The organism is Nonomuraea sp. NPDC049784 (assembly GCF_040659615.1).
Classification (GTDB): Bacteria; Actinomycetota; Actinomycetes; order Streptosporangiales; family Streptosporangiaceae; genus Nonomuraea.
On record NZ_JBFAMX010000079.1, the window covers coordinates 17318 to 29294 of the forward strand.

Genomic DNA, 11977 nt, shown 5'->3' on the forward strand with positions numbered 1-11977 from the left:
ATCAGCCCTCTTCGAGGGCCGAAAGGGCACGCGCCAGAAGGAACCGGACAAGGTGGATGACCTGCTCGGATGACATTATCGGCAGGCGCAGAGCTCAATGCCGGGCGTCCCCGATGGCGCGGGCGGCGTTGATCAGGCCGATGTGGCTGAGGGCCTGTGGGAAGTTGCCGATTGCTTCTCCTGTGGTGGGGTCTGCCTCTTCGCTGAGCAGGCCGACGTCATTGGCGCAGGTGGCGGCGGTCTCGAACGTCCGCCTGGCCGCGGCGTCCTGACCGGTGAGGGCCAGCGCGTGAGCGAGCCAGAAGGTGCACAGCAAGAATGGGCCCTCTTGGCCCGCTAGCCCGTCGGCGGAACGGTAGCGGTGCACCAGCCCTCTCGCGTCGGTCAGCTGGGTGGCGACGGTCTGCACGGTGGACCGGATTCTCGGGTCGTCCGGCGGCAGGAATCCGACCAGGGGCATCATCAGGGTGGCGGCGTCGATGTGGGTGCCGCCGAACGTCTGGGTGAAAGCACCCGCCTGCTCATTCCAGCCGTGGGTCAGGATCGCGGCGTGGATCTCGTCTCGGACGCGCGTCCAGTCGGCGACCCGGGAGGCGGCCCCCAGCACGGGGGCCAGGGTGATCGCCCTGTCCAGTCCCACCCAGCACATCAGCTTGGAGTGCGTGAAGTGCCTGCTGGGGCCACGGACCTCCCACAGGCTCTGATCCGGCTCCTGCCAGCGGCGCGCGGCGGTCTCGGCCACTCCGATCAGCAGCGAGCGGGTGAGGGGGTCGAACGGGCCGATGTCCCGGTAGGTCCGGTAGGCGGCGTCGAGCAGTTCGCCGTACACGTCGAGCTGTCGCTGGCGCCAGGCGTCGTTGCCGACCCGCACGGGGGCGCTGTCCCGCCACCCCCGCAGATGCGGCAGCCGCCGTTCGCTCAGGTCGCGCTCGCCGCCGATGCCGTACATGATCTGCAGGTCCAGGTCCGCGTCGACCTGGGTCGCGCATGCGCGGGACAGGAAGGTGAAGAAGGCGGTCTCTTCTTCCTCGCAGGTGGCCGTGTTCAGGGCGTGCAGGGTGAAGCTGGCATCGCGGACCCATGTGTAGCGGTAGTCCCAGTTGCGCTCCCCGCCGATACTTTCCGGCAGGGAGGTGGTGGCCGCGGCCACAATGGCCCCCGTCGGGACGTAGGTCATCGCGCGCAGAACCCGGCCGCTGTGGTTGACGTGCTGGCGCCAGGGTCCCTCGTAGTCGGCGTGCCCGCGTGACCAGGAGCGCCATCCTGCGACGCTGTCGCGGATCCGGCGCGCGACGGCCCAGGAGGTACGGCGCGGCGGGTCGGGCGCCCAGGACCGGCCGGCCTGCAGGGCCAGACCGACGTTCTGACCTGCCCGCAGGGTGAGAGCGGCGTCCGCGACCGAACCACTGGTCCGGAATTCCACCGGACTGGACAGGGTGAGCACGTCGGCGCCTCCACGGGCGATCAGGCCGCCGCGGACCGGCTGCATCAGCGGGCGGACGAGCCCGAACTCGGGCCGGGGCGCATACACGATCTCCACAGGCACCTGCCCTTCGGTGCAGGCGAGGCGGCGAAGGAGCAGGCCGGGGGATGACGTGCCCAGCGCGTGCCCACGTTCCCCACGGCCCAGCGCGAGAGCGTCCAGGAGCACCAAAGTGCCGTCGCGCGTCCGGAACGTGGTCTCCAGCACAAGGGTGTCCTCGACGTACCGACGGGTCACCTCGGCCGGACATGCCGGCCGGATCGTCCAGAAGCCGGCCTCTTCGTCCAGCAGCCGGGCGAAGAGCGCCGGACTGTCGAAACGCGGCAGGCACAGCCAGTCGACAGAGCCGTCGGACGTGACCAGCGCGGCGGACCGGCAGTCCGACAGCATCGCGTAGTCGCCGATCGGCCGGGCGCTCAACGGCCGACCCGCCCCGCAGCCAGGCGTCGCAGCACGTAGAGCAGTGCTGAGGCGGCGAAGAGCACCAGAGTGACCAGAATCCATCGGTTGAGATAAGGGAGGGTGCTCAAGCCGACCGCCGCCCTGTAGTTGGGCTCGGCGCCGCGGAGGATGAGTGGGGACCACACCAGCAGCAGCAGGCCAGAGAACGCGGTCGGCACGCGCAGGTAGTTGATCGGAGCCGGCCGCCGCCCCGTCGGCCGAGGCCGACGCCGAGCAGCCGTACGAGCACGGCGACGGGTACGGGCGGTGGAAGACCGGGCGGCGAAGTCGGCGGCGGAGTAAAGAGGGAACAGCACCAGATCGTGGAGGATGACGGCCCCCACGAACCACACCAGAAAGCCCGGCCAGATCCCCACTTCGACCACCCGGGTGGCGGCGTAGCCGGCGACCAGAAAACAGAGGGCGAGTGCGAGCAAGTGCCACGAAGGGGCGCCGTAGGTCCTTGTCCACCGGCTGCGGCCGTTCAAGATCGCTCCTGGGTGAAGTCGAACTCGCGCACCCACTTCGTGTTGTGTACTCCGGGAGCGTTGGGGACGATGACCCGCGCCGGGTATCCGTGGTCGAGGGACAGGTCGGCGCCGTTGACCCGTAGCGCCAGCAGCGAGCGCGGGTCGGCGACCTGCGCGGCACTGAGCGAGGCCTGACCGAAATAGCCCCCGAGTTGCAGAGACCTGGCGGTGACACCTGTCGAGCCGGTCCGGATCCCGGCGAGGCGGGCGAGGTCGGCCAGCCGTACGCCGGTCCAGGTCTGGACGGTCGACCAGCCTTCCACGCAGGCGATCGGCAAGGCGTAGGTGTACAGCGGCATCGCCAGCAGATCCGCGCGGGAGAGTTCCATCCGGTTCGGTCCGGTGAGTGCCAGGCGCCAGGACTCGCCAGTCCGGGCCGGTGTGACGCCGAGGCTCGCCGCCGTCTTGTTGACCTGGAAGTCGTTGGGACCCGTACCGTAGTGGCGCCCATGGGGAGCGAGCAGCGCGGTACGGCGCAACGGCCCGTCGACGCACTGGCCGACGGACAGTCCGAACATGACCAGCGAGCCGCCGCCGGCGAAGGCCAGCAGGCCGCGCCTGGACATCGTGGGAGGCGCCGGGTCGGCGGCGACCAGGCCATCGGGGTCCGGCGGCTCCGGGCGGGTGTCCGCCACAGAGGTGCGCAGGTAGTCGCGCAGGCCGTACGTCCGCAGGGTGTGGATGACGCGGGGCAGCTTGATGACGACGTGTACAACGAAGGCGGCCAGGAAGATCCATGCGCCATAAAAGTGGGCCGGGTAGAAGGAGAACGGGAAGACGTAGAAGAGCTGGACGTTGAGGATCCCGGTCACGAACTGGAATACCGCGCCGCCGACCAGGAGCAGCAGGCTGGCCCGCTCGACGGCCTCCGCCACGGAGCGGGCGGGGGGCCAGGAGAACAGCTTGGGGATGACCGACCACAGCTTGGCCAGCAGTATCGGCACCAGTGTCAGCCCGCCGATGACGTGCGCGCCCTGAGTGACCCGGTACAACCAGACCGGGTCCGTGGGCCAGTCGAACAGGTAGAAGCCCAGCAGGCCCCTACCGGGGGTCGTGTCGTTGCCCGGCAGTCTCGGCTCGTAAGCGGCGTACGACACCAACCCGGTGATCGCGACGATGGTGATCCCAGCCAGCAGGATCAGTCCGAGCACAGAGGTCAGCCAGGGGCCGCGCAGCGGGCTGCGCCAGAACTCTGGCCGGAACGGCCCGGGCGGCCAGCTCCACCCCCTGAGGCGCGCGGCCAGGCGGCCCTTCTTGTCGGGCTTGACCTCACGATCGCGCCCACTCGATGCATCCGGCACCGATCCCCCCGAAATCCAATGTCGGCTGTCGGTCTCCTTACCGAAAGCGGTCTTTCCAAAGCCACGTCCCGGCACCCATTCGGCAATGTCCGGCTGCTCTTCGCAGTCTCGGGGCGCTGTACGCGCTTCCGGTCCGCGTCACCGTGTCGGAGCACGTGGAAGATCACGATCCCGAGGATGACGAGGGCCGCGGGGAACGCCCAAGAGTCGGGAAGGACCAGCCGCAGCAACGCGTACCGGTCCCTCCTGCCGGCATCGTCGGCACCGGTACGGCGGCGCCGAATCCGGGCCGGGGCTCTGTCACCACCATCGCGCCGAACTCCGTCGCGACCCTCGCGGATCCGTCGGTCGAACCGTTGTCGACCACGATCGGGCGGAAGCCGGGCGGCATCCGCCCGAGCACCCAGGGCAGGGCCGCCTCCTCATTCAGGCAGGGCAGCACTACGTCGATCTCCATAGGCGGACGCTAACGCGGCAACAGCGTCATCCTTCCCTTACGAAAGGATGACGTCATTCCGAGAAATGACCAGTTCGGGTCCGCGAAGATACGGTTCCAGGGCGGCCTCGCGGCATGGACCGATGGATCCTGCACCCCCGGAAGGCATGCACTAGATTTTGACTTTTCGCTTAAGGAGCGCTGGACGCGTTTTTACAAGACGGTTACGGCTCCGCGCCCATAACAGCTTCGTAAGAATCGGAGCCGACCTGCCGGGGTAATGTTGCGACATGATCAACGGTAGTCGCGGAAACATTCCGGCAGCCCTTTTTCCCATCACCAGCCGCTGTGGAAGAGCCGCGTGATCGGCGCTTTCTACGAAGATTCTCTCAACGGCGAAAACGTGGACATCGAATATGCCGACGGCCGAATGCGGCCACTCTCTGCCGGGCGCTGGCTCCGGTACAACGAGGGCGACGAGCACATTCTGGCCCGATGCGGCGGACCCACTCTCGATGTCGGTTCGGGGCCAGGAAGACTGACCGTGGCGCTTACCCAGATGGGGATTCCCGCTCTGGGCATCGACATCACACCTCTGGCCGTGGAACTGACCCGCCGCGCGGGCGGCCTCGCGCTGCGCAGGTGCATCTTCGAACCCCTTCCAGGAACCGGGAGGTGGGCCGAGGCGCTCCTGGTCGACGGCAACATCGGCATCGGCGGCGACCCGGCAGCCCTCCTCCGGCGCCTGCGGGAGCTGGTCAGGCCGGAAGGAAAGGTGATCGCCGAACTCTCGCTGCCGGGTTCACAGAGCGGGGTCCACACCGTACGGCTGCGCCAGGCCGGGCGCACGGGCGACTGGTTCAACTGGGCAACCGTCTCGATCAACGATATCGCCCCCCTGGCCGGGCGATCCGGGTTCCCCACCGTCGAACGCTGGAACGCGGCGGGGCGATGGTTCGCATCCCTCTCATGACTTACCCTGCCGCGCGGCCCAGCCCCGCCGGGCGGGAAGGTCCTACACGAGGTGTGGGCGTCTCGGGGCACCAGGCCGACCCGCCGACTCCAGAGGATCCGCTGCACGGTCGCTTCGCCCATCAAACCATCCCCAGTTCGCCAATCAAAGGCAAAGCAAGAGTGGTCGAGGGAGGCCATCCGCCCTGTGGTTGCTCGTCGGTACCTGATAGGGCATAGCACCGGGCGGCATTTCCGGACATTTTGAACGCGGCCTACACCCCTTCCGACCCGGGGTTTCTCGGCCCTCGCGGCTGGTCTCGACTAGACCCGCGGCCTCCAGAACGTCGAGGTGCTGCGAGATCGCCTGCCGCGACGAGCCAAGCCCGTGCTTGGTCGTCAGGCGCGCGCAGATCTCAAAGAGCGTCTGCCCGTTCCGGTCGGTCAGCTCGTCGAGGATCGTGCGGCGCGTCGGATCGGACAAGGCCTTGAAGACGTCACCCACACGCCAGAGCGTTATGCAAGTAGATACTTGCCTGTCAATATCTGACAAGACCGGATCGCCGGCAGGGGGCCTATCCGAACGCCGCGTCCATGCCCCAGCGTCCGGCGCCGAGCAGGTGCAGGTGGTGGGTGTGGAAGGCGTGCAGTGTGCTGCGATGGCCGACGCTGACGAGCATGCACTGCGGTAGGCGCTCGCGGATCAGCCGGTACAGCGCGTGCTCGAGCCCTTCGTCGACAGCGGACGTCGCTTCGTCGAGGAAGGCCAGGCTGGGCCGGGTCAGCAGGATCCTGGCGAACCCGACCCGTTGCTGCTCGCCCGGCGACAGAGCGCGCGCCCAGTGGGCCTCGTCGTCGAGGCGGTCCTCCAGGTGGCCGAGCTGGACCCAGCGCAACACCTCGCATGCCCGCTCTTCACTGATCCGGTGCCCGGGTTCGGGGTAGGCCAGCGCGGTGCGCAGGCTTCCCAGGGGCAGGTACGGCTGCTGCGACAGGAACAGCGTGTGGGTCCCCACAGGGCGGCGGACAATGCCGTGGGCGTGCGGCCACAGGCTCGCCAGGCTACGGAGCAACGTGGTCTTGCCGCTTCCCGAGGGGCCCCTGACGAGTAGCGCCTGCCCCGGACTCAGGCTCAAGGTCAGGCCTTCGATCAGCGGTTGGCTGTTGGGACGCCACACCCGCAAGTCTTCGATCTCCAGCGTGTCGGCCCGGTGGATGACATCCGGGCCCGACAGCGCGCGCGACTCCGTGTTGGCGTCCATCAGCGCCGTCAGCCGGTCCAACGTCGCCCGGTAGGCGGCGAAATCTCCGTAGGAGTTCCTGAAGAAGGACAGCGCGTCATGCACCTGGCCGAAGGCGTCGGCGGTCTGGGTGACGTCGCCGAGCGAGATCGTTCTGTTGAAGAAGCGCGGCGCCTGAATGATGAAGGGAAAAACCACCGAGGCCTGGGACACCGCACTGTTGAACACCTGGAGTTTCAGCGACCGCTTGACATACGCCCACGTGTTGGCGATGACGGAGGAGAACCTGGCGGCCAGCGTCGTCCGTTCCACCCCCTCACCGCCGTAGAACGCGACGTTCTCGGAATTGTCCATCAGTCGCATGAGGGCGTAGCGGTACGAGGCGGACAGCCTCTCCTGCAGAAAGTTGAGCCGGATAAGCGGGCGGCCGACCTTGAAGGCCACGGCCGACGCCGTGATCACGTAGGCGTAGGCGAGGAAGACCATCGCCCTGGGCACCTGGTACCCGAAGATCGTCATTGCCCCCGACAGCGACCAGAGGACGGCGGTGAACGACACCAGTCGCAGAGCGGCGGCGATCGCGTCGAGCGAGAGACTGTAGGACTGCTCGGTGAACTGCGTGATGTCCTGCTCGATGCGCTGATCGGGGTTGTCGATCGGGGCTTTGACGAACCTTCCCAGATGATAGGCGCGTCCGTCCAGCCAGTCGCCGATCGCGTGGTCATTGAGCCAGGTGCGCCAGTGGATGATCAGCCGCTGGGTGATGAGATAGGCGACCTGGCTGCTGGAGACGTAGATCGTCGCCAGGACTGCGATCACGAGGACATGGAACCAGAACGTGTTCGCGTTCATCGCCTGCAACGACGTGAACAGGCCGTTGGTCGCGTACGACAGGAGCACCTCGAGACGCACCCCGAGCACCGTCAGCCACAGCAGTAGCAGCAGAGTCACGAGCAGCCGCCAACTGGCCCAGGTGCGGCCAGGCCGGAAATACGGGAGCGCCAACCGCCGGAACTGCCGCCCCCAGCGCGTGCAGCGCATCAGCAGCAGGATCGCAATGGCACCGCCGAGGACGATGACGCCGGAGTCCTCCGCGGTCGAGGTGAATGACGTGAGCCATTCGTGTTGCCAGTCCATTAACATCCCAAAAGTTCTATATGTACCTCTATGGGCAGATTAATGGGTTGGGTAGCTTGCCCCTTACGTTCCGTACGAGTCACCGCCTCACGACCACAGGCCGGTGAGCTCGTCACCACGCGAGCACAAGCGAATCAGGGCCAGGCGGCGTTGGTAACCCCGACTGTCCGTGGCCAGGTAAAAGTTTCCACAAGTGGCCCGGTCGTGCGCTGGTCTCGGCGGCCATGGCGCTGGGCATCGTCAGCACTGAGGCCGCCGCGATCGTGCTGGCCGACCAGAACCCCGGCCCCTACCTCTACGCTTCCTGCTCGGCTTCCCGGTGCTGGCCGCCGCGGTCGCCCTGTACGTGGACGTCCAGCCGTTCGTGACGTTGTCCCGGATGGTGCGCCGCCACCACGACGAGGTGATCTCGCCGCTGATGGTGCCGGCCGGCAGTCCGTCCGACGCGCTCGCCCGCGTGGGCAGGTCCGAGGAGGACCTCAAGGCGTACGCCTACTTCGGCACGCTGCCGATCAGGACGGCGGCGATCCTGCAGTACGTCCTGGGCATCTTGGCCTCGCTGATCGCGGGCTCCCACTGCTCCGCAAAACGCGTTCTGCTCACTACCGCACCCGCACAACCGGGGCCGTGATCATCCCGAGGTGCGGGCCAGATCCTCTGGTCACCGTCATAGCCCGATCAAGATTCGGTTAGCGCCGCCCCTTCGTCCCCGCAGGGAGAACGGAGGGCCCCTCCATGCAGGATTAACCTCGCGTTATGGCTGACAGAACCCGCCGCTGTCCGTCGTTTTCGCAGACTGAGATGCATCAGCAAGACGTCAATGCACGGGGATATGTCTATGCCCAAGTCTGTGATCATCGCCGGACTCGCCACCATCGCCGTTATCTTGGCCGGTGGCGGTGCCACGTTCGCCTCGCCCCCGGACCAAAGCCCCGCCCCCACCCCCACCTCCGGCAACGGGGCCACACCCGATGGCACCACCGAGGACGGTCAGGACGATCAGAGCCAGGAGCCCGAGGCCAAGGACCAGCAGGGCAAAAGGGATCAGGCAGGCGACCAGAACGAGCAGGAGCGCAAGGGCGACGTGTCCGAACCCAAGGACGACTGAGCCAGAGACAGACGCCCAGATCAACCCGTGCTGAGCAAGCACCGAGACTGCTCCCCCGTCCGATCACACCAGCGGCTTGCAACCAGCGCCTTCACCCGATGCCGAGCGTCCCATCGTCGCGTGATCGGCGCGGACAACCCCCCTCACCTGGGGGACGTACGTCGCACAGCGCTGTCCGGCTATCGGCCGCAGCGTGAAGGCCCGCGGGAGTGACTGTTCGCCCAGCGGTCCGCGAGATCACAAACCCGCACGTCATGAAGGAGATAAGTAGTGCCAAATCGCAATCTCTTCAGTGAGGCGGACATCGCCGGCGGGGGCAAGTACGTGACGAAAAAGCTGCCCGAGGTCACGCTGGCCTTCTGGATCATGAAGGTTGCCGCCACCACTCTCGGCGAGACCGCCGGCGACCTGTTCGCCCAGACACTGAAGGTCGGCTACTTCCTCACCACGGTCGGGTTGTTCCTGATCTTCCTTGTCACTCTGGTGATCCAGATCGCATCCAAGCGGTACAACCCGTTCTTCTACTGGACGGTCATCCTGTCCACCAGCATGGCCGGCACCACGATGTCGGACTTCATGAACCGGGACGCCAGCAGCGAATACCTGGCCAACGGAGCGACGTCGCTCGGCTGGGGGCCACAGGGCCTCGGTCTGGGCTACCCCGTCGGAGCCGCGATCCTCATCTCGATCCTCATCGCCATCTTCATCATCTGGAAGTTCACCGGCCTGACCTTCGCGATCCGCGACATCGACACCTTCCGCGGCGAAGCCCTCTTCTGGTCGGCGATCCTCGTCTCCAACACGCTCGGCACCTCCGTGGGCGACTTCCTCTCCGACAGCTCAGGCCTCGGCTACGGCGGAGGCGTGGTACTCATCACCGCCCTGCTCGCGCTGCTCCTCGCCCTCAAGTACGTCCCCGCCGTGCCCAATGTGCTGCTGTTCTGGCTCGCCTTCGTCCTAACCCGGCCCTTTGGCGCCACCGCCGGTGACCTCCTCACCAAGCCGACCGCCAAAGGCGGCCTCGACCTCGGAACCGTCGGCTCCTCCGCCGTCCTGCTCATCGTCCTGTTCGGCCTCATGGGTTGGGCCCACCTCCAGGAACGCCGCAACAACCTCCAGCCAGCGTAGTGGGCCGGCGCAGTCGGCACCGGACCGTGTCGACAGCGGCCTCTAGCTGCGGAAATGCCGCAGACGGCGGCTGGTGGGGCCAGCCTTACCGACAGGCCTTCACTGGCCAGGGGAAACTGCTCGCTCGGGTCAGTTCGCCAGCAACTGGCTGACGGTGACCGCGCGAAGGCCGCGCCGACGCAGGCCGTCCAGAACACGCGGCAGAGCGGTCAGGGTGCCGGGGTGGCCCAGGTGCAGGCTCACAATGGAGCCGGGCCGTACGGCGCGCAGGATGTTGCTCGTGATCGCCGCCGCCCCGGGGTCGGTGTAGTCGAGCGAGTCGACGTCATAGGACAGGCATGTGGGATAACCCACCCGTGTCGCGAGCGCGCGGACCAGCGGGGTGGCGTGCGCGCTGGCGGAGGGGCGGAACCAGGAGCCGATGGATCCGGTCAGGTGGTGCAGGCGGGCCGCGCACTCCCGGATCTCCCGGTCGGCGTCGTGGGCGTTCATCGCGGAGATGTCGAGGTGGTGCATGGTGTGATTGCCGAGGTCGTGTCCGGCGCCGGTGACGCGGTCGGCGATCGATGGGGTCAGCCAGGACCCGACGGCCAGGACCGTCGCGTGTGCCTCCTCCCGCTCGATCGTGGTCAGGACCTGCTCGGCCAGCCGGGGGGCTCCCGCGCCATGGAAGGTCAGCGCCACCAGGGGACGGCTCCGCGACCCGTGTACGACCTCCTGCGGCAGTCGCCGCGACGTCGCCGCCGAGGGGGAGGCAGTCGGTGTTGCCACACCCGCCGAGGCCGCGCTGCGGGATGGTGGAGATGGGGGTGCACAGGCAGAAGCGGTCAGTGCGGTGGCGGCGGCCAGGAAGCGGCGTCGTCCGATCACCGGAACACTCCGGTGTGGCCTAGGGAGTAGCGTCCTGGCTGGGGGTAGACGCACAGGCCGTGCGGCCCGGCGCCCACCTTGATCTTGCGAATGAGATTGCCGGTCGAGGTGGAGATCACGTAGACGGCCCGGTCGTAGCGGCCGCTCAGCCACAGCTGCCTGCCGTCGGCCGAGACGCCGCCCATGTCGGGTGACCCGCCGCCGGGGAGCCGCCACTTGGCGATCTTCTTGCGGGTGGCGAAGGAGACCACGGAGACCGATCCCTCACCCCGGTTGGACACGTACAGGACGCGGGAGTCGCGGCTGACGTACAGGCCGTGCGCGCCCTTGCCCGTGCGCAGGAAGCCGACCTGGGCGAAGGTGCGGGCGTCCACGAGCCACAGCCCGCCCGCGGCCATGTCCGCGCAATAGAACAGGGTGCCGTCAGGGGAGAGCTTCACGTCCTGCGGCATGTTCGCCGCTCCCACATCGATGATCTTGAGGACTTTCGCGGCTCGCCAGTCGATGGCCAGCAGCCTGCCGGAGAATTCGCAGCTGACCAGGAAGACGCTGCCATCGGCAGTGAAGTCGCCGTGGTTGACGCCTCTGCAGGGCAGGTTCAGGGAGTGGTCGAGTCTCATCGTGTGCGGGTCGCGGAAGTCCAGCCGGTTGAGTCGTTCGGCCATCACCAGCGCGTACGAGCCGTCCGGGCTGAAGTACAGGTTGTACGGGTCTTCGACGAGAACCGGTTTGCCCGGTTCGGCGGTGGCCGGGTCGATCGGAGTCAGTTCGTTGCCGTCGTTGTTGTTGACCCACAAGGTCTCCAGGTCCCAGGAGGGAACGACGTGCTGGGGGCGCCTGCCTACCCGATACGTGTTGATGATCTTGTAGGTGGCCGGGTCGATCACGTCTACGGTGTTGTCCTGGCTGTTGGGGACGTACACCCGCGCGGGAAAGCGCGCCACCGCCGGGCTCAGCAGGCCGGGACGGTCGTGGGCGTAGACGTCCAGCGCCGTGTCGGAGGGTGCCAGAGAGGCGTGCGCCGTCAAGGGAGGCTTCGCGGGGATAGTCGGCACCGCTGAGGGGCCCGACGTCGTGCTGCAGGAAGCCACGCCCACGAGCACGATTACCATTACCGCAAGCAGCCGCATTGGCTCAGATTAGGGGAACCTACTGCCGACGGCCATGGAAGACTCCTGGTAGGCGGCCAGTTGAGTCCCGGCTGATGGCCACGAGAATTCCCCGTGGATGGCCCCGAGTGCCCTGATCTCCACCCGCCCCTTGGGAGACCTCCCCGGTCCGGTTTGCTGATGTTTGCCGCATTTCGCAAGCCGACCGAAGAGGTCCCGTGACAAAGTCTGACAGAGAGATC

At 67.3% G+C, this 11977-nt stretch carries 12 protein-coding genes; 4 read left to right on the forward strand and 8 right to left on the reverse strand.

Annotated elements, in window-relative coordinates:
* Positions 1-94 precede the first annotated feature (94 nt).
* From AB0J09_RS18995 to AB0J09_RS19010, 4 genes are all read right to left on the reverse strand, one after another.
* The gene (locus AB0J09_RS18995; RefSeq protein ID WP_360692208.1) at positions 95-1903 is read right to left on the reverse strand and encodes a glycoside hydrolase family 15 protein; all 1809 of its coding nucleotides are present in this window, start codon (positions 1901-1903) and stop codon (positions 95-97) included.
* A complete protein-coding gene (locus AB0J09_RS19000; RefSeq protein WP_360692210.1) occupies positions 1900-2412 on the reverse strand; it encodes a hypothetical protein in 513 nt (170 codons plus the stop codon). The genes AB0J09_RS18995 and AB0J09_RS19000 overlap by 4 nt, the downstream gene beginning before the upstream one ends.
* Positions 2409-3755, reverse strand: a complete 1347-nt coding sequence (locus AB0J09_RS19005) for a molybdopterin-dependent oxidoreductase (protein WP_360692213.1) — start codon at positions 3753-3755, stop codon at positions 2409-2411. The genes AB0J09_RS19000 and AB0J09_RS19005 overlap by 4 nt, the downstream gene beginning before the upstream one ends.
* A 163-nt stretch (positions 3756-3918) precedes the next feature.
* Positions 3919-4212, reverse strand: a complete 294-nt coding sequence (locus tag AB0J09_RS19010) for a hypothetical protein (RefSeq protein ID WP_360692216.1) — start codon at positions 4210-4212, stop codon at positions 3919-3921.
* A gap of 409 nt (positions 4213-4621) precedes the next feature.
* On the opposite strand from AB0J09_RS19010, the gene AB0J09_RS19015 reads away from it, so the two are divergent.
* A complete protein-coding gene (locus AB0J09_RS19015) occupies positions 4622-5164 on the forward strand; it encodes a methyltransferase domain-containing protein (RefSeq protein ID WP_360692241.1) in 543 nt (180 codons plus the stop codon).
* Between the two features lie 144 nt (positions 5165-5308).
* Here AB0J09_RS19015 and AB0J09_RS19020 read toward each other — a convergent pair whose 3' ends face one another.
* Both AB0J09_RS19020 and AB0J09_RS19025 read right to left on the reverse strand, forming a co-directional pair.
* Positions 5309-5647 (reverse strand): helix-turn-helix domain-containing protein, encoded by a 339-nt coding sequence (locus tag AB0J09_RS19020; RefSeq protein WP_360692219.1) that lies wholly within the window; start codon positions 5645-5647, stop codon positions 5309-5311.
* 70 nt (positions 5648-5717) lie between these two features.
* Positions 5718-7526, reverse strand: a complete 1809-nt coding sequence (locus AB0J09_RS19025; protein ID WP_360692222.1) for an ABC transporter ATP-binding protein/permease — start codon at positions 7524-7526, stop codon at positions 5718-5720.
* A 313-nt stretch (positions 7527-7839) separates the two neighbouring features.
* On the opposite strand from AB0J09_RS19025, the gene AB0J09_RS19030 reads away from it, so the two are divergent.
* The 3 genes from AB0J09_RS19030 to AB0J09_RS19040 all read left to right on the forward strand — a co-directional run bounded on the left by AB0J09_RS19030 (position 7840) and on the right by AB0J09_RS19040 (position 9756).
* Positions 7840-8151 carry a hypothetical protein gene (locus AB0J09_RS19030; RefSeq protein ID WP_360692225.1) on the forward strand — a complete coding sequence of 104 codons (312 nt, stop codon included), beginning with the start codon at positions 7840-7842 and terminating at the stop codon, positions 8149-8151.
* A 207-nt stretch (positions 8152-8358) separates the two neighbouring features.
* Positions 8359-8628 (forward strand): hypothetical protein, encoded by a 270-nt coding sequence (locus AB0J09_RS19035; protein ID WP_360692227.1) that lies wholly within the window; start codon positions 8359-8361, stop codon positions 8626-8628.
* A gap of 270 nt (positions 8629-8898) precedes the next feature.
* Positions 8899-9756, forward strand: a complete 858-nt coding sequence (locus AB0J09_RS19040; RefSeq protein WP_360692230.1) for a hypothetical protein — start codon at positions 8899-8901, stop codon at positions 9754-9756.
* A gap of 129 nt (positions 9757-9885) precedes the next feature.
* Here the strand turns inward: AB0J09_RS19040 and AB0J09_RS19045 are convergent, their stop codons facing one another.
* Together AB0J09_RS19045 and AB0J09_RS19050 are read right to left on the reverse strand one after the other, a co-directional pair.
* Positions 9886-10527 (reverse strand): polysaccharide deacetylase family protein, encoded by a 642-nt coding sequence (locus AB0J09_RS19045; protein ID WP_360692233.1) that lies wholly within the window; start codon positions 10525-10527, stop codon positions 9886-9888.
* 95 nt (positions 10528-10622) lie between these two features.
* Positions 10623-11654, reverse strand: coding sequence for a YncE family protein (locus tag AB0J09_RS19050; protein WP_360692236.1), 1032 nt, complete (start codon positions 11652-11654; stop codon positions 10623-10625).
* Positions 11655-11977 lie beyond the last annotated feature (323 nt).